Annotated in this window: 21 protein-coding genes; 4 read left to right on the forward strand and 17 right to left on the reverse strand. The window is 36.6% G+C overall.

Annotated elements, in window-relative coordinates:
• The first annotated feature begins 87 nt into the window (after nt 1–87).
• Nucleotides 88–885, forward strand: a complete 798-nt coding sequence (locus AAFX60_007190) for a nucleotidyltransferase domain-containing protein (protein ID XDF76584.1) — start codon at nt 88–90, stop codon at nt 883–885.
• A 37-nt stretch (nt 886–922) separates the two neighbouring features.
• On the opposite strand, the gene AAFX60_007195 is transcribed toward AAFX60_007190, so the two are convergent.
• The 4 genes from AAFX60_007195 to AAFX60_007210 all read right to left on the reverse strand — a co-directional run bounded on the left by AAFX60_007195 (nt 923) and on the right by AAFX60_007210 (nt 3,643).
• A complete protein-coding gene (locus AAFX60_007195) occupies nt 923–1,555 on the reverse strand; it encodes an HD domain-containing protein (GenBank protein ID XDF76585.1) in 633 nt (210 codons plus the stop codon).
• Nucleotides 1,543–2,211, reverse strand: a complete 669-nt coding sequence (locus AAFX60_007200; protein XDF76586.1) for a hypothetical protein — start codon at nt 2,209–2,211, stop codon at nt 1,543–1,545. Before AAFX60_007200 ends, AAFX60_007195 begins: the two co-directional genes overlap by 13 nt.
• Nucleotides 2,212–2,356: 145 nt before the next feature.
• Nucleotides 2,357–2,902, reverse strand: coding sequence for a sugar O-acetyltransferase (locus tag AAFX60_007205; GenBank protein ID XDF76587.1), 546 nt, complete (start codon nt 2,900–2,902; stop codon nt 2,357–2,359).
• Nucleotides 2,903–3,013: 111 nt separating this feature from the next.
• The gene (locus AAFX60_007210) at nt 3,014–3,643 is read right to left on the reverse strand and encodes a LysE family translocator (protein ID XDF76588.1); all 630 of its coding nucleotides are present in this window, start codon (nt 3,641–3,643) and stop codon (nt 3,014–3,016) included.
• Nucleotides 3,644–3,836: 193 nt separating this feature from the next.
• Between AAFX60_007210 and AAFX60_007215 the strand changes: the two genes are divergently transcribed.
• Nucleotides 3,837–4,295: a hypothetical protein gene (locus AAFX60_007215; GenBank protein XDF76589.1), complete on the forward strand. Its 459-nt coding sequence runs from the start codon at nt 3,837–3,839 to the stop codon at nt 4,293–4,295.
• A 49-nt stretch (nt 4,296–4,344) separates the two neighbouring features.
• Here AAFX60_007215 and AAFX60_007220 read toward each other — a convergent pair whose 3' ends face one another.
• A complete protein-coding gene (locus AAFX60_007220) occupies nt 4,345–4,614 on the reverse strand; it encodes a hypothetical protein (GenBank protein XDF76590.1) in 270 nt (89 codons plus the stop codon).
• Nucleotides 4,615–4,767: 153 nt separating this feature from the next.
• Between AAFX60_007220 and AAFX60_007225 the strand changes: the two genes are divergently transcribed.
• Nucleotides 4,768–5,529 (forward strand): carbohydrate deacetylase, encoded by a 762-nt coding sequence (locus tag AAFX60_007225; protein XDF76591.1) that lies wholly within the window; start codon nt 4,768–4,770, stop codon nt 5,527–5,529.
• Nucleotides 5,530–5,538: 9 nt separating this feature from the next.
• Here AAFX60_007225 and AAFX60_007230 read toward each other — a convergent pair whose 3' ends face one another.
• The 9 genes from AAFX60_007230 to AAFX60_007270 all read right to left on the reverse strand — a co-directional run bounded on the left by AAFX60_007230 (nt 5,539) and on the right by AAFX60_007270 (nt 12,600).
• Entirely contained in the window at nt 5,539–8,205 is a 2,667-nt protein-coding gene (locus AAFX60_007230; GenBank protein XDF76592.1) for a glycoside hydrolase family 3 N-terminal domain-containing protein, read from the reverse strand.
• 99 nt (nt 8,206–8,304) lie between these two features.
• Nucleotides 8,305–8,631, reverse strand: a complete 327-nt coding sequence (locus AAFX60_007235; protein ID XDF76593.1) for a cupin domain-containing protein — start codon at nt 8,629–8,631, stop codon at nt 8,305–8,307.
• A gap of 16 nt (nt 8,632–8,647) precedes the next feature.
• Nucleotides 8,648–9,142 carry a YgjV family protein gene (locus tag AAFX60_007240; GenBank protein XDF76594.1) on the reverse strand — a complete coding sequence of 165 codons (495 nt, stop codon included), beginning with the start codon at nt 9,140–9,142 and terminating at the stop codon, nt 8,648–8,650.
• Between the two features lie 217 nt (nt 9,143–9,359).
• Nucleotides 9,360–9,821 carry a hypothetical protein gene (locus AAFX60_007245; protein ID XDF76595.1) on the reverse strand — a complete coding sequence of 154 codons (462 nt, stop codon included), beginning with the start codon at nt 9,819–9,821 and terminating at the stop codon, nt 9,360–9,362.
• 60 nt (nt 9,822–9,881) lie between these two features.
• A complete protein-coding gene (locus tag AAFX60_007250) occupies nt 9,882–10,349 on the reverse strand; it encodes a GNAT family N-acetyltransferase (protein ID XDF76596.1) in 468 nt (155 codons plus the stop codon).
• The gene (locus AAFX60_007255; protein XDF76597.1) at nt 10,346–10,885 is read right to left on the reverse strand and encodes a GNAT family protein; all 540 of its coding nucleotides are present in this window, start codon (nt 10,883–10,885) and stop codon (nt 10,346–10,348) included. The genes AAFX60_007250 and AAFX60_007255 overlap by 4 nt, the downstream gene beginning before the upstream one ends.
• A gap of 6 nt (nt 10,886–10,891) precedes the next feature.
• Nucleotides 10,892–11,059 carry a hypothetical protein gene (locus AAFX60_007260; GenBank protein XDF78959.1) on the reverse strand — a complete coding sequence of 56 codons (168 nt, stop codon included), beginning with the start codon at nt 11,057–11,059 and terminating at the stop codon, nt 10,892–10,894.
• Nucleotides 11,060–11,091: 32 nt separating this feature from the next.
• A complete protein-coding gene (locus AAFX60_007265; protein XDF76598.1) occupies nt 11,092–11,427 on the reverse strand; it encodes a zinc ribbon domain-containing protein YjdM in 336 nt (111 codons plus the stop codon).
• A 141-nt stretch (nt 11,428–11,568) separates the two neighbouring features.
• Nucleotides 11,569–12,600, reverse strand: coding sequence for a cytosolic protein (locus tag AAFX60_007270; GenBank protein ID XDF76599.1), 1,032 nt, complete (start codon nt 12,598–12,600; stop codon nt 11,569–11,571).
• A 298-nt stretch (nt 12,601–12,898) separates the two neighbouring features.
• Here AAFX60_007270 and AAFX60_007275 point away from each other — a divergent pair, with 298 nt between their 5' ends.
• Nucleotides 12,899–14,944 carry a tetratricopeptide repeat-containing diguanylate cyclase gene (locus AAFX60_007275; protein ID XDF76600.1) on the forward strand — a complete coding sequence of 682 codons (2,046 nt, stop codon included), beginning with the start codon at nt 12,899–12,901 and terminating at the stop codon, nt 14,942–14,944.
• A gap of 45 nt (nt 14,945–14,989) precedes the next feature.
• Here AAFX60_007275 and AAFX60_007280 read toward each other — a convergent pair whose 3' ends face one another.
• The 3 genes from AAFX60_007280 to AAFX60_007290 form a co-directional block, all read right to left on the reverse strand.
• On the reverse strand, nt 14,990–15,382 hold the full coding sequence (locus tag AAFX60_007280) for a hypothetical protein (GenBank protein XDF76601.1): 393 nt from the start codon (nt 15,380–15,382) through the stop codon (nt 14,990–14,992).
• 354 nt (nt 15,383–15,736) lie between these two features.
• On the reverse strand, nt 15,737–16,189 hold the full coding sequence (locus AAFX60_007285; protein ID XDF76602.1) for an NUDIX domain-containing protein: 453 nt from the start codon (nt 16,187–16,189) through the stop codon (nt 15,737–15,739).
• A 36-nt stretch (nt 16,190–16,225) separates the two neighbouring features.
• Complete coding sequence (locus AAFX60_007290; protein XDF76603.1) at nt 16,226–16,360, reverse strand: hypothetical protein; 135 nt, start codon at nt 16,358–16,360, stop codon at nt 16,226–16,228.
• Between the last annotated feature and the right edge of the window lie 111 nt (nt 16,361–16,471).

Consider the following 16,471-nt stretch of genomic DNA (forward strand, 5'->3'; position numbering starts at 1 on the left):
TTCAGAATACTCTGTAATGCTGCGTTGTTTTTACCGCACTAACTGATCATCAGTTTTAACATCGAATTCGATATAAAGGTAAAAAATATGAAATTCCCTAAAACTCTTCCTGAAACACACAAGGTTCTTCTTTCTACAATTGTTGATTCTTTTTCACAGGACACAAGAATCGAAGGTATTGGTGTAAGTGGTTCATATGCATCTGACTCTATGGATAAATACAGTGATTTAGACCTTGTCATTGCTATTTCACCTACTCATTTTGAAGAAGTGATGTCATCGCGTTTTGAACTAATCAATAAAATAGAAGGAAAAGTCGCAGCTTTCACGGGTGAACATGTCGGAGAACCAAGACTTATCATTGCCTTGTTTAAACCTCATGCAATACATGTGGATTTTAAATTCGTTTCATTGCCTGATGCGGCAGTGCGAGTAGATGATACAAAAGTGATTTGGGATCGAAGTGGATTACTCACTAAAGTGTTTGATAACTCTACTCATCAATACCCTCAACCTTCTCCTCAATGGATAGAAGATCGTTTTTGGGTTTGGACTCATTATGCTGCAACCAAAATTGCGCGAGGCGAATACTTTGAAACTGTCGAATTTCTATCATTTTTAAGAAGTGTTGTTCTTTCACCATTAGCTTTGCAACAAAATGGATTAACTCCATCTGGTGTGAGAAAAATAGAGCAACGCTTACCTGAATTTTCTCAACATTTAAAAGAGACCGTTGTTCCGCCTGAAAAAGACGCATTAATTAATGCACTTCAATGTTGTATTTCGTTATATCTAAAATTAAGAGAAAACGAAATTGATATAGATGTACAACTAGAAGCGCAACATCTTGCTCTGCATTATGTAGACCAAGAATTAATGAAATAAAGTGACAAATTAAAGGGGGATATTTACCCCCTTTTTATTACAACTCACTCTCTAGTTGAGTTAAGTAATCACGCATATATTGAGTGCGTCTTTCGGCTTCAGCTACCGCAGATGTCGTTTTCATCGTATTCGCTAGTGTTAGCAACTTGGCATAAAAATGATCGATGGTATAAGCCTTATCATTCGGCTCTCTATGATAACAAAATGGATCATCAATGGAGTAAAGCGGTGAATTTAATTTTGTACTGACTTGTAGACAACGAGCGATACCTATTGCCCCTAAAGCATCCAACCTATCTGCATCTTGAACGATCTTTGCTTCTAACGTTCTCGTTTCTACTTTAGCACTAAAGCTATGAGCAACAATCGCATGGTATATCTCATCATAATACTCTGATGGATAACCAATCTCCTTTAAAAATACCAACGCTTTATCCGCAGCAAATGTCGAACTTTGAGAACGATTAGAATGATCTTTCGCAAAAGAAAAGCAGTCATGTAAATAAGCTGCTGGAATGACCACCGCCTCTTTTCCCTTCTCTTCAACACATAAACGCTTTGCCATACTGACAACCCGCAATACATGGTTAATATCATGCGCTAAGTCTTGAACCATCTCTTTTTGGATAAAACTCAAAAACTGAGGCTCAAAGTGTTCTATAGATTGCATTGTTGTTTCTCCAACTTAAGCTCAGCCGATACTTTGGTTACCCGAACTGAAATCGCAATACAAATTAAATAAGGGCTTAAATACCAGAATATCTCTTCAAGTGGGTGCTTCTTCGTTTCTTGTAGTGTGGTCTCATAAACCTGTTTTTGAGTTTTATAATTATCAAACATGCCACGCAACCAAATCACATCGGATTCAATAATGCTTTGACTAAACGTAATTGGCGGTAGACTTTCAAATCCAATATTGGGTAAATCATTAAATCGAACAGATTCTAAATATTTTGCTGAATCAAGAAACCAAGAACACGATTGTTTTGATACAAGATCATCCTCTACACCCGTCGCTCCAGAGCACAAATAGCTTTTTAATTGATTAACGGTATAACTATTAATGGATTCTAAGCTAGTTACTGCTCGTGTGTGTTCAGTTTCAGCCCAATCAGTAGCCACTCTTGAGCGAACCTCTGAAACCGTCCCCATCAACCCAATAGCGGCAACCAAAGGCCAAAGGTAATCCACTTTCTTCCATTGGATCTTCGTTAAATTTTTACCACACCATAATGGAATATGAAGAAGCCCAGTCAGCAGCAATGTCATAAAGAAAAAGAAAGTCGAATGCGCAAGAATAATCTCACTACTAAAAAAACTATCCATAACTACCTAAATATGTTCATTTTTCTAAATATACAATCCAAAAAATAAGTAATGGTGCCAGAATATGACACCATTACTTAAACAAAACTCAGTGATTTAGCCGAAAGTATTTAATTCAAAAAAATCCTTTCGCAAATAGCCCACACTAAACGGATTTGATGACTCTACAAGGATTACCCACCGCAACGCTATTATCAGGAATATCTCGGTTAACAACGCTTCCAGCGCCTATCACACAATTATTTCCAATACGTACACCTGGAAGAACAGATACATTTCCTCCTAGCCATACGTCATTACCAATAGAAATACTCGCACCGAACTCCGTTTTTTGTCGCTCGATAGAGTCAATCGGATGCGTACCAGTAGAAATCATCACATGTGGCCCAAACAGCACATTGTTTCCAATAGTAACCTTACATACATCCACAATCGTCAAATTATGGTTAGAATAAAAATTACTTCCAATTTCAATGTTATAACCATAATCACAAAAGAAATTTGGCTCTATATGTGCTTTGTCCTTTATACACAGCAACTCACTTAAAATGGCCATTCTTTCATCAAGCTTAGTTGGGTCAGCTAAATTAAATTGGTGGCAAATCGCCTTGGCATTCATACGATCATTTAATAGCGTGTCTTCCCAAGCATCATAAGGAAGCCCTGCTAACATTTTCTCTTTTTCAGTCATTGAAACCTCAATACATAAAACAACTGAGGCTCTTATACCTATCTTCCACCACACATTCTGCTAGAAAGATCACTAATTTACGCTCTTTACTAAAAGCTTACACAATCCTCATTAATTTCGGCTAGCGGTAGACAATAAAGCCCCTGCTCCGACAAAAACAGTTCCGCTTAATTTGTTGAACCATTTAGCACGCCCTTTAACCATTAGCCAACGAGACGATGTAGAACCTAGATACGCATAAAACAGTAACCAAGAAAGCTCTAATACAATAAATGTACTCGCAAATATCAGGTATTGAGGAACGAGAGCCGCAGATGGGTCAATAAATTGAGGAAACAGAGCAGTAAAAAACAAAATCGCTTTAGGGTTACTGGCACCAACAATAAAACCACTTACAAAATGCGCTTTAAATCCTGTTTTAATCTCTGTATTTTCAGCCGTTGATGTATAACTTTCTTGTTTTGATAAAAAGGCTTTTATTCCCATATAAACGAGGTATGTCGCACCAATCCACTTAATGATTGTAAATACCAATTCAGATGAAGCGATGACAACTCCAAGGCCAGTAAAAGAAAGTGAAAGGATAATAGTGATGGCACTTAAGCTACCTAACGCCGTAAAAAAACCGTATTTCCATCCATGCGTCACCCCTTTTGTCATGCATAATAATGAACTGGGGCCTGGTGAAGCCGTAAGAATCAAGACAGCTAACACATAATAAATCCATATTTCTAACGCCATAATAGAATCTCCTTATTCCATTTTTTTATCCATAAAGGATCTATTAAAGTGTATATATGGAATTTTACAAATTACGCATCCCGTTCATCTTGCTTTAACGATTTCGAGATACCCAATAGTTACCTAAAACTGATTGCAAATTACGTATAAAAATCTACTATCTATCCATATTTCAAGTGATAAGGCTCTTTCTATGATTGATCGTATCTATAATGCTTATCAAGGCGAAGTGTATGGCATTGCTTTTTTTACTTACTTCTCCGAACACTACCCTATGCTCAGCAAAAGCGAGTTATGGAACACGTTAATTAACGTTGAGGTTCTAACAGCACAACTACTAGAACCGACACTCACAAGACATAGCGTCCAGTTTGATATCAAAGATCAAGCGATGTTAGTAAAAGGCACTTCTGATGCAAAAAAATGGATTCATTTAGAATGGAATGAATTAGTGAATACATTGACTCACTGGGTAGAGCCTTATGAAGTAAAATACCGAGAATGGGCAGAAGAAGCCACAGAAGAAATGGAGGCGTTTCAACTCATTGCTGATCATGAAACCGCTATTTATGAGTGTTGGAAAGCAGAGCTTAATCAACAATCAGGATTACCTATTCTGCTCTTTTTTGTTGAAAAGTATAGTCAGCGATAAATTAGCTAAGCGTATTTAGGCTTTATCACTCGATAAAGCCTTCTTTAACTTACTGATTATTATCCCCTAATAGGATATCTGAAAGTTTACTTCCAATGCTAAAACAAGCAATAAGCACAACTGAAATAATTAGTAGAGAAACGACATACCCCATAACAACAGATAAGCCAAATCCCCATACCACTGAAAACACTAGCCCTTGGAAGGCTTCATACGGCCATTCATAAACGGGAAAATGAGAGCCTCCCGCTAATAACCAGATAACCCCAGCTAAACCTAGCAAGGACGCCAACAACCCAAATAAAGTTGCTCTTTTCATTTTTCTTTCTCAGCACAAAATCGAAGATACTAATTTACCGCATAACTTCAAATTATCAGAGCTTTTTAAACGATTTAGATTGATGGAGAAGACACCAAAGCCTACAGTAGAAACGATATATTGATATGTTCAATCGTTGTTTTGGAGAACATCATGAAACTGATCTTAAATGCTGATGATTTTGGTTTATCAGAAAGTGTAAATAACGGCATTGTTGAGTGTTTTCAATCAGGCACAGTAAAATCAACAACCGTTATGATGAATCAGCACGGCATTGATCATGCTATTCAACTCTATAAACAAGGTTTAGTGCCCGACATCGGTTTGCATTTTACGGTGACCGCAGGCAAACCCTTATCTAACCCTGAGGATGTGCCTAGCTTAATTGATGAGGATGGATATTTCCTCAATAGACAAACACTTATGACCAAACAGGTTTGCGAAGACGAAGTCTATTTAGAACTGAGTACACAATATCAAGCGGCACTTAATGCAGGCTTTAATATCAATCACATTGATAGCCACCACTTTGCAGGTGTTTACCCGCCATTAAAAAATGCGTTTATTCGCTTTGCTAATGACATTAACCTACCCGTGCGTAGAGTTGATAACATCGTTGCAGGTCAAGATACACTGACAGTGCCGACCCCAGATGCATTTGATATGCGCTTCTTTGATAGTGGCGCAACATTCGAAAATCTAAAAGCCATTCTTTTAGAATACAAACTCACACACCCTAACGGTATCGTTGAGTTAATGTGTCATCCAAGTAACGAAGAGCATAACGATTTAATTGAGCTAAGTAGCTACAATGAAATGCGCAGTCTTGAAAGAAACATTCTAACCTCACCTGAGCTATCAACGTGGTTAAAAGAACAAAATATTGAATGTGTTGGCTTCAATAGTTTTTGTTAGATAACCACATTAAATCGGCTTAAAGAGATCGCAACTGATTTCAGCAGCGTTCTGCTTATTTACGCCCGGCACGTATCGAATATCACCAATATCAAATTCAAAAGCTTCATCTGTATAAAGTAGAAATGGCGTATTAATGTTTGAAAAATTAACTCCATTTTCAGAAAAACATCGCAGTGGTACTCTCAATGTTATCCATTCATTGTTCGACGTCGCTAATGCGGTTTGTAATGCATCTTGAATAGGAGCTATCGCTCCACAAGGATAAACACAATGAGTAGCTAACTTTAATGAACTTGGTAATTGCTTTTGTTTTATTGAAATATCAAACTCTAATCTTGAGTCAGCAGCTAAGTAATGACGCATATCTACCCCTTTTTTATCCGGAGTTTGTAAATAGAATTGCATAGGAAGCTGTTGGCCAAAATTGATATATAATGCGTCTTGTTGGTGTTTATAATTTATGGGGGTCGATGACGCCGATCCTATTTCAGTTTTATTGCCCTGTGAAATAAACGTTCCTTTCCATTTCGTCACTTTCCCACTCATCTTAGGAACAAACAAATCTGCAGCATTCCTGCCAAATATTTCTAAATTTGCGATGGGTAAATCTTGAACCTTTTCCTCTCCACATCCCCATTGACGTTTATCCATAAATAATTCAGCTAACTGCTCAATCTCTTTATCATCAGAATAATCTAAACCATAACCATATGAGAAAAGAGGCTTGTTTTTATGATTAAGACCAAACGATGTCATACATTTATTGTTTGGCCATGAATAAGGCAATCTACCAGTAAAATCAGCTCCATCCTTTGCAAACAGAACATCTGTAATACCTTTTGCTTCAGTACCAGGTAACCACGCAGCTACAAAAGCATCAGAAAGTGATAATTCAGGATTGATATATAGTGGTCTACCTGAGAACAGAATCGTGACAACATTAAACCCTTTCTTCTTCAGCAATTGTATAAGTTGCAAATCTTTTGCATAACTAGGTTTAAGTTCTGAATATGCCAGAGTTTCATGCGGCTTTATATCTCCATACATTTCAGCGTAAGGATTTTCACCAATAACCACAATCGCAACAGAGTCCATAGGAGCAGACTCAACATCCGTATAAATATGTTTCTCCCCAATTATCGATCTAAAAGCGTCTAATACTGTTGAACCGTGTGGAAAATCTTGCCGACTATTTTCATTACCTTGCCAAGTTAATGTCCAGCCACCACTTTGTTTTTGAATATCATTAGCGGCACTTCCTACAACTAAATAACTACGATTCAGCTTTTGTAGAGGCAATATTTGGTTATTATTTTTTAATAAAACCAATGACTCACTCACTGCCTGACGTGCAATTTTTCGATGCTCTAATGACCCTAAAATCTCTTGTTCTCCAGCAAGCAATCGATAAGAAGGTCTAGGCTTTTCCCACAGACCTGCTCGCATTTTTACACGTAGAATTCGAGTGACTGCATCATCAATACGGCTCATGGATATTTGTCCATCATTAACTTGCTTAATCACATTCTGATAAAACGCTTTCCAATCTTTGTTATCCGTCACCATAAACAAATCATTTCCGGCATTGACAGCTTGTGGGCAGCTTTGATTAGTACAACCGGCAACTTCACCATGCCCATTCCAATCCGTAACGACCATACCATCAAACCCTAATGTCTCTTTTAGAACCTTAGATATTAAATAGTAACTGCCATGAACCTTTCCAAATACACCTTTAGATGTAAATGCATTTTCTAACTTACGATCTTGCTCTACTTCGCTTTGCCAGGAGTTGAATGATGTCATGACAAGCTGAGCACCTGCATTTAATGCGCCGTAGTAGCCGATAGCATCAACATTTCGTAATTCATTTTCATTTACCTGTGTAACGCCACGATCTACACCATTATGTGTACCGCCATCACCTATCCAATGCTTCACTGTAGATAAAATATATTCTTCTGAACGTAATTCACGTTCTCCACCTTGCAGACCTTTTACTATTTCTTTTGCATATTGGAATGTGATTTCTGGGTTCTCTGAATACCCTTCATAAACTCGCCCCCATCGGTAATCTCTTGGAACAGCAACCGTTGGTGCAAAAGTTAAATCCAGTCCAGTAACGGCGACTTCTCGTGCCGTCACTCTACCTATATCAAATAATAACTTGGGATTATTAGCTGCACCCAACCCAATATTGTGTGGGAATATGGTTGCGCCATAGACATTATTATGACCATGTACCGCATCTGTTGCCCACATGAAAGGAATGCGAAATCCGCGGCCTGCATAAGCTTCATCTAGTGCTAACCAATATTCATCTGATTGTTTTGCCCAATCTAAAGCTGTCGCGTATTTATTTTCATTAGGCCATCCACCACCACCATTTAAAACAGAGCCAATTTTATATTGCTTTGCTTCTTTAGGTGTTATTTGACGGTATTCAGGCATGATCATTTGGCCAACTTTCTCACCTAATGTCATTTGAGACACAATATTTGCAATTCTCTCTTCAATATAATCATGCTTTTGAATTGAACTACTAATATGAGGCCATTTTACAAGGTGGGATAATTCCTTTTTTGACTCAGAAGATATCGCGAGAATAGCGTATGTACATAAACAGAAAGAGCCAAGTATAGCGATATAAATACGTTTATTATTCATGCTCATAAAAATGCCTTGTTCCACAATGATGCTTTGATCATTAGTCTAGGATAATAAATAGTGGAAAAAGGTTAAAAGGACAGAATATGAATAAAAATTTAAGTCTTAGTTCAAGATTGATGAATAAAAAACAGCAAGCCACACTGTCGTCTCATTTGGTGCAGTGGCTTGCACTTTATGCTTTTCATGCGCTCTAATATTAAGGTAATCCCCTTTATTTAACGTAACAACACGCCCATCATCAAACTCTATAACACCAAAACCAGATAAAACTAACACCCATTCGTTTTCATCTTGATCATACCAACCTTGTTCAGGGGAACTATGTCCATAAGATAAAATCCGCTCAATACGAATATTGGAGGTAGATAAAATATCTTCAAAGATCTCACTAGGTAACTCATTTGGTATATCTGTAAACAAATTCGGCATCTCAATTTATCCGTAATTACGCATTCTTATAATAGTAGCGATAATAGCCAATTAGATTGCTACTTATGAACAAGGCTTCCATTAAAACTGCTGTTGGCGAACCAATAACATAATTATGTACAAGCCAAAAACTAGTGCCAATAACCATTAATTCTCTTAGTCGTTTATCATCTTTATTAAATGCAGCAACCGTTTGAAAAACAGAACCAATACAACTTAATACACTTGCAATGCCTGCATATGTGACTACTGATGTAACAATAGATAAGCTACAAAAAAGATATTTAAGCTTACTAGAAGTAGAAAAAATGCTGGTTAAGTAACGGATAGTAGCAATTATCATTAAGCCTGCAGCCGTCCATTGCTCTAACAAAATAAAATGACTTGAAATTAAAATCCCAGCGCAAAATAGGCAACCAACAATTTTTTTTCTTTCTTTAAATTGGAAAGACATCAGATCAAATCCAATCGCTATTGCAACTAATACCTGAGATAAAAAGAATAATGACACAATAGCTTTCTCCGAAAATCAAAAGAGTTGTTTACATAACGAACAGTAGCTCAAAGAAATTAACGGATAGATATCAAATATTCAATAAAGAAGTCGAATAAAACCAAAGTATCCAACAATTATCCGTAATAAGCTTTCCATACCTTCACTAAAGATAATTACTGAATATATTCAAGACAAAAAACATAGGATAACGCTATCTAAATGCGTCTACATTTTATTTTAATAATGCATTTTCAAGGTTAGACGACACTCGCTCAAACTTATCTAGGATCTGTTTATAGCCATATTCTGAAGGCAATTTCCAATCATGGCAGCCTGAAAGACTTGGTACCCCAGGCAAAAGCTTAAGTTGTAACCGAGCTTTGTTGTCTCTCGCCATAAAGCGAAAATCATACGCTGAGTAACAATATAAAGGCGTTGTTGGTGATATTTTCCACTTCACAATCCCTTTGCCAATAAATGACGCGTTAGCACGATCCATTACCCTGATCTCTGTTTGGTGCTGTTCATAATGATTCATCAAGTACTGGTGGGTTATCTCCCACAATTCATTCTGATTTTTATTCAGATCAGAGTAAGTATACATTTGAGCTTTTACATTAACGGGATCGATCTGCATAGTTAGTGGATCTGATGAGCTACACCCATTTAAAAACAATACAAAAACAGACATCATAATGTGTCTTTTTAGAATGATTACGCTCTGATTTTTCACAATAATTACTACTCAAATTAATTATAAAATTTGTCTTTCCATTACATAGTTGATTAACTGCTCGCCTCTCACATCAATACATTGAGGTTTAACAACCGTAAAACCAAAACGCTCATAAAAAGGTTTTGCTGTAATACTGACATGAGAATACACACGAGGCAGTTTTCGCTCTTTAGCAAGCTCAAGAATATGTGTCATTAAAGCACTACCAACCCCTTTTCCTTGATGTTGGTAATGACAAAAGAAATGATCTATCAATCCATCGTCTTGCAAATCTGAATAACCGACAATCACACCGTCTATCTCTGCAATAAAAGGATTCAACGATTGCATTTTGTTCTTCCAAACATCGGTATCAAAAGATTCAGGAGCCCAAGCAGTCACTTGCTCATTAGAATAATCTTTACGATTTACTTTTCGTACCGTATTAAAAAACAGATCCCACAAAGCTGATGCATTTTCTTCCTGATATATTTTGATGACTATCATTGATGGTTATCTTTTATTAAACCATAAATAGCATGGTCAATAATGCGGCCATTCAAGTTCTCACTGCTGGTGATAATCCCTTCTAATGTCATTCCGAGTCGTTCGCAGACCGCTCGGCTTGGTTGGTTATCTACCGCAGCAGAAATTTGAATCTTATTTAGACCTAGTTCATTAAACGCCAGATCAATAAGTTTAGATACACAACGAGTGATGATCCCTTTTCCTTGAAAATCCTCATTTAACCAATAGCCAATTTCTGCCGTTTTCAGGTTTTGATTAATCGAATTAAAACTGATGTTCCCAACTAATTCACCCTGATAAATCATGCCGCAAACCATGCTTTTTCCTTCAGCATAATCTAATAAAGATTTAGTTATAAAAGAATGGAAGAAAACCTCTGAATCAGCATGTGGTGGCCAAGCCAACCATTGAGATAGATACGCTCGTTGCCTTGATACAATATCGAAGTACTTAGGCGCAAAAGAAGGTTCAATGAGGGCTAGATTTAATTCGTTATCCACTTTTAACGTAAACATGGTGAGTTACCTTCCATTGGTCTTACTCTCTTTAAGAGATTTCAACATAAAAAAATCACACGCAACACGGTTTGCCATTGTTGGTTGATCCCAAGCACCGCATAAATCCTTTGAATTATTTGGCGTACGAGTAAACTGACGACACTGTCCGCATTTATAAATTTTCCCATCCATTGGGTTATCCTCATCCCTGATTAATTGGGCTTTTAGGCTTTCTTTACAAACTGAGCCGTCACCATCATTTCGCCAACACCATCAACCTTACAATCTAATTGATGATCTTTTCCATCAACAATACGTTTAATAACCGCTTTTGTTCCCACTTTAATCACTAAAGAGCTGCCTTTAACTTTTAAATCTTTAGCTACCGTTACCTTATCGCCTTCTTCCAACAACGTACCGTTAGCGTCTTTAACGATCACCTTCTCTTCCATAAGTGCTTCTTCAGGGTTCCATTCATGAGCACACTCAGGGCAGATAAGATGGTTTTGATCTGGATAAACAAATTCAGAGTTACATACAGGGCAAGGAGGAAGAGACATATTGGATTACTTCTTAGTTAATGAACGTAATCTATATAGTAATAGGTCTATATAAAGAATGAAATGCCTTCATGAAGATCATTAAACCGCAAATACAAAAACGCCCCATTCAAGATGAGGCGTTAATATTTAAAACGGCTTTTACGCTAATTGTTTTAACTTATGCTCAACCACCGGATCATCTGGCACTAATAATTGCGCCATTTCTAAAAGCTGAATGGCATCTTTTGGATGCTCATCTTGGTGCTTAAGTGCGATATCAATTAAAGGCTGAACATCTATCTGCGCTTGGTGCTCTTGTACGTGCGCTTCTTTCTCACCAATAACAATATTATGTGCTTTACTCAATAAGCCCAGACGGTGCTCAGAGCTTGAGTTCGCTTTATTAAGGCGTTTGTAATAATCTTCTTTAAAACGTAACGTTTTAGTTTGCTGACGAAATTGGGCAATATCAACCTTTTGATGGCGCATGAAATCAACCGCCACCTGCTTATAAAAGCCGAATTTATTAAGATAAGTAGCGTGAGTACCATGTCCCATACCAAACACACGTAAATGCGTCAGTTCAGGATAACGTTTAGCGTGCAAACGATCGATGCGATTTGTTGGGTCATAAATGATATAGCCCTTCGCTTTTCCTAAATCAAGATCGTGATAATCGCCTTCCCAATCAAACTTCTGTGCAATTTCAGTGCTTGATCTGTCATCCCATGGCGCAATGTTTTGGTTTTTCGTACTAACAGGATGAAACAGCAAAACTTGGTCAAGTTGCAACAAATTAGCAAATGCACCAATAGCGAATCCACCACGACTTAATCCATACCCTAAACGATACGTAAATGGTTCAAGCAAGGTAGATAATTGCTCTAAAAAGAAGATTAAGTTTCGACTACGGAACCAGTTACTCTGGCCCAAGTGCTGAAATGAAATCACATTCACATCTTGTTTGCGTGCTAAATGATAGCCCCAAGGTGCATAATCTTCATGAAGATCTTGCTCTTTTAAGTTGGTTCCCGCAGGAGAAAACGTAAACAGTAGTGGCTTGTCCAAATCAACAAACTCATACTTAACAAACACATCGTCAAGTAAATCGCTGCCCGTCATCGGAAGTCGCGCTTGTTGTTGTGAACGTGAGTTGGTTAACCACTCATCTAACCAATACAGTAATTTCATTTAGCTCTCCTTTAAAACAGGCGCGAGATTGTATCAAAGATAACCGCTGAACGAAAATTTAGTTTGAACACTAATATTTATAACTGGAATGATTTTAATAAACAGTTGATACAAAAGAATAAAAAATGAACAGTCATTTTTTAAACAATCTAATAAAATGGACTATTCTCAGAGATGCTTTATTTGCCAATCGTCACATAACAGCAAAAATACCCTCTCAATAATAAGATCTGAATGTATATTTATACTAATTCTATTGATAAAATAAATAATACTGATTTGTTTTTGATATTCCTGCATGAACCTTAGGCTTTTAACAGCTTCGCTGATTTCTCTTATTTTAATTATTATTCTTTCTATTACCTTTTTATCTGAAGATGTATCTGTACATTCAACTAAAGAATCACCTTCAATTAAAAAAGCCATTGAATTAATCCTTAACATTCAATCAGCTCGACGTGGTGAACACCTAGATTATTTAGAGTCTGTTGTCTCTCAACACGCCAAGTTAAAAGCAAACAAATCAGAAACCTTCTATATAGAATTTCTTAAAGGTTATATCGCCTCTGCAAACAATCAGTTTGATTTGGCTGAAAAGCATTTTAATCATGCTCAACAATACATCTACCCAGCACTTCCTTCGCATGTATTGTCTCGTTTTTATTATGAAAGAAGTTATATTGAAATAGAGCAAGATCAATACGAAAGATCGAAACTTAGCTACCAAAATGCAGAAAATTTATTTAATTCAAATCAAGACTATAGTCGTGCTTTCATTTCGATCTCATTAGGTCGAACGTATGATCTTGCACACGTAGAACAAGGCAGTTTACTCAGCATCCAGCAAGCCCAAAAAACACTCGAATTTGCACAAAAAATCAAATATCCAGAAATGGAGAACGTTTATTTCATCCTTGGCCTTTCCTATTGGAACAATAACCAAACCATTCTAGGCATTGATTTTAAATTAAAAGCGTTAAATATTTACATAGAGAAGAAACAGTATAGCGATATCGTTTACACCTTAACGGATATTGGTATCGATTATCTGTTTTTAAAAAACTATGACGAAGCGATTCGCCAATTAACGCAAGCACTTGAATATCAGAATAAAAATAACAACACAGAACCAGACGAAGCCTATTACATCGTATACAAACTATATAGTGCTTATCTTCAAATCAACGACATGGAAAATGCAAAGTATTATTTAGATGAGGCTGCTAGACTCCTAAGAATACAGAAAGACTCCATTGTTAAAGAGAATTTTCAAACAAACCAATTATTGCTAGAAGCTGAATACCTGTCGATTACAGGAAAAGCGAAAGAAGCACTCATGCTGCTAACTCAAGCTAATGAGCGCCATAAGAATGGACTTTCAAACAGCTTTTATCATTTTGATGTCACCTTATATAACACCTATGGCAAGGTATACAATCACTTAGGTTTGTATGATGACTCTATTTATCACCACACTTTAGCAAAAAAAGAAATTCAACAACGTAAACTCTTTTATCTAGAAGATGAAACGTATTTCTACTTATATGATGCTTACCAAAAACAAAAAGACTATCAAAAAGCGGCTTTGTATTTAGCAAAAAGCCACGCAGTAAAAACCAAACAGTTGAATGATAATAACCAAGCACAAACACAGTTTTTACTTCACTCTTTTGATAATAAAAAGAAAGAAAATAGGATTTTACAACTTGAAAGAAACGCTAGTAAGATCATGTTCTTCTCTGGTTTCCTTCTTTGTATTTTGATCGTTATTGCCGCTTTCGCCCGAATTTTGATGAATAAAAACAAAGAGATCAACGCACTTAATCTTAAATTGCATGATCTTAGCTTAACGGACGGTTTAACAGCAGTACCCAATCGCAGAGCATTAGAGCTTCATCTATTAGAGAATAATCAAGATTTAACGGTTCGCTCTGTCATGATGATAGACATTGATTACTTTAAAAAATACAACGACACCTATGGTCATAAAAAAGGTGATGAAGCATTAATCGCCGTCGCTAAGGCATTAAATGAAAGCTGTAAAGAAAATGATTTTCTTACAAGATTTGGCGGTGAAGAATTTATTATTGTGATGAAAAATACCAATAAAGCGGAATCAATACAGATGGCCGAAAAAATTCAAGCCTGTATTACTTCTCTATCTATTCCTCACGAGAGTTCTGACGTCTCTTCCTTCATCACTTTGAGTATTGGTATTACCACCTACTCTATTAATAAAGAAGATGATTCAAACAATGAAAAGGCGATCATCGAAGCTGATAAGGCGCTGTACTATTCTAAAAATAATGGCAGAAACCAGAGCAATCACTTTTATGATATTTAAATATAATGTTTAAAGCCTGTAATTACACAGGCTTTAAATCGTGCATTATTTAGCAGGAGCAAAGTCTTCTGCAGCTTGACGGTGCGCCGTGTAAATTGCCTCACCATCACTCTCTGCATCAAAAATTACCGTTACATCAGGTGAGAAAAGAAGCACATCACCCACTTCTGCAACGTATTTATTACCAGCAACGTCACGAACAACGATCTTGCCTTTAGTAATTACTTTGTATTCAACTGAATCATAAAAGTATTCAAACTCAACACCCGGAGACATAGTAAAGTGTCCCATCGTTAATGCGTTGGTGTTATTTGTTACTGCTACTTCTGCCATATCACTTTTTAAGCCTGGCTCATTTAATAATTGGCTAAGATCGTTCAGTTTAAAGCTACCAGATTTAATCAGCGTGATACCTGATTTTTCAGTCAATGTTGTCATATTAATATTCTCTTTGTAATTATATCCAAACTTCACATACCAGTAGGCCACTGATATTTAAAAGGTAATACCTCTAAGGCATGGAAAAGAGTTTAACTATATTTAAAACACGAACAATATGACCAAAACGTAAAACATTCTTACGTAAGCTGTTGTAATGGCAAAGATAAGCTCCGAATACGAAAATGATGGTTAAACGAGCGATGTTTTGAGATTAAAAGCACTCACAATACCGCGAATACACAAAACACTTTTACAGTATTGATAGTAATATTTTGGCTTCATTTAAATATAAAAGCCGAGCAAGTTACTCTGCTCGGCATTTTGAATGCATTTCAGCAATAGAGTTTCTACTTAGCTAACATCTACCCGATAAAGCGCATTAACGGGCTTTTCTACAAAATACGACCACACATGCTTAAACACTGCATGCTGATTTGGAAATGGAGCTAACTCAAGCGCTTCTTCTAAACTACACCACTTATATTCGGTATGTTCTTCATTTAGCACCACCGTTTGCTCTGGTGGACACATCACAACAAAAACAGGGATGAGTTGAATAACATTAACACTGGCTTCGTAAAATTGTTCTAGATACTGAGCATTGTATAAATTTAAAACGTCAATTTGAGTCTCTTCCTTAAATTCACGAACGATTGCATCAATACCCGTTTCACCTTGTTCAATTGAGCCGGCAACATGACACCAAAAGCCACCCTTTACTCTTTTCATGAGTAGCATTTTAACTTCGCCATCAATTTTTGATAACGCCACGCCAGACACGACAGATGAACTTAGTGGGATCATATTTACCTCGAATTTGAAATGGTGAACAACACAAGTCTACTTATCTTTTTCTTTGCTTTGTAAATATTCGGCATATTTTTTAGAAATAAACTTGTGTATATGAAGCCCTGTTTTACGAAGTAAATACCAATCTATCGCAATTAATATGAGTAAGCCTATTACCGTTCCCATTTGAAACCCTCCTTGAACATAGAATCATAACTCTACCAAACCATTGGGGAAATTTATAAACCTGAAAGCGATTTATGCTAAGTAGCTATGATTTTCAGAGAAGTTAAAGTC

The sequence above is a fragment of the Aliivibrio fischeri genome, assembly GCA_038993745.2.
In the GTDB taxonomy this organism is placed as follows: domain Bacteria; phylum Pseudomonadota; class Gammaproteobacteria; order Enterobacterales; family Vibrionaceae; genus Aliivibrio; species Aliivibrio fischeri_B.

Bases quoted from the DNA above. Each gene is read 5' to 3' on its own strand.
- AAFX60_007190 (XDF76584.1), top strand. From the start codon at position 88: ATGAAATTCCCTAAAACTCTTCCTGAAACACACAAGGTTCTTCTTTCT.
- AAFX60_007195 (XDF76585.1), bottom strand. From the start codon at position 1,555: ATGCAATCTATAGAACACTTTGAGCCTCAGTTTTTGAGTTTTATCCAA.
- AAFX60_007200 (XDF76586.1), bottom strand. From the start codon at position 2,211: ATGGATAGTTTTTTTAGTAGTGAGATTATTCTTGCGCATTCGACTTTC.
- AAFX60_007205 (XDF76587.1), bottom strand. From the start codon at position 2,902: ATGACTGAAAAAGAGAAAATGTTAGCAGGGCTTCCTTATGATGCTTGG.
- AAFX60_007210 (XDF76588.1), bottom strand. From the start codon at position 3,643: ATGGCGTTAGAAATATGGATTTATTATGTGTTAGCTGTCTTGATTCTT.
- AAFX60_007215 (XDF76589.1), top strand. From the start codon at position 3,837: ATGATTGATCGTATCTATAATGCTTATCAAGGCGAAGTGTATGGCATT.
- AAFX60_007220 (XDF76590.1), bottom strand. From the start codon at position 4,614: ATGAAAAGAGCAACTTTATTTGGGTTGTTGGCGTCCTTGCTAGGTTTA.
- AAFX60_007225 (XDF76591.1), top strand. From the start codon at position 4,768: ATGAAACTGATCTTAAATGCTGATGATTTTGGTTTATCAGAAAGTGTA.
- AAFX60_007230 (XDF76592.1), bottom strand. From the start codon at position 8,205: ATGAGCATGAATAATAAACGTATTTATATCGCTATACTTGGCTCTTTC.
- AAFX60_007235 (XDF76593.1), bottom strand. From the start codon at position 8,631: ATGCCGAATTTGTTTACAGATATACCAAATGAGTTACCTAGTGAGATC.
- AAFX60_007245 (XDF76595.1), bottom strand. From the start codon at position 9,821: ATGATGTCTGTTTTTGTATTGTTTTTAAATGGGTGTAGCTCATCAGAT.
- AAFX60_007250 (XDF76596.1), bottom strand. From the start codon at position 10,349: ATGATAGTCATCAAAATATATCAGGAAGAAAATGCATCAGCTTTGTGG.
- AAFX60_007255 (XDF76597.1), bottom strand. From the start codon at position 10,885: ATGTTTACGTTAAAAGTGGATAACGAATTAAATCTAGCCCTCATTGAA.
- AAFX60_007260 (XDF78959.1), bottom strand. From the start codon at position 11,059: ATGGATGGGAAAATTTATAAATGCGGACAGTGTCGTCAGTTTACTCGT.
- AAFX60_007265 (XDF76598.1), bottom strand. From the start codon at position 11,427: ATGTCTCTTCCTCCTTGCCCTGTATGTAACTCTGAATTTGTTTATCCA.
- AAFX60_007270 (XDF76599.1), bottom strand. From the start codon at position 12,600: ATGAAATTACTGTATTGGTTAGATGAGTGGTTAACCAACTCACGTTCA.
- AAFX60_007275 (XDF76600.1), top strand. From the start codon at position 12,899: ATGAACCTTAGGCTTTTAACAGCTTCGCTGATTTCTCTTATTTTAATT.
- AAFX60_007280 (XDF76601.1), bottom strand. From the start codon at position 15,382: ATGACAACATTGACTGAAAAATCAGGTATCACGCTGATTAAATCTGGT.
- AAFX60_007285 (XDF76602.1), bottom strand. From the start codon at position 16,189: ATGATCCCACTAAGTTCATCTGTCGTGTCTGGCGTGGCGTTATCAAAA.
- AAFX60_007290 (XDF76603.1), bottom strand. From the start codon at position 16,360: ATGGGAACGGTAATAGGCTTACTCATATTAATTGCGATAGATTGGTAT.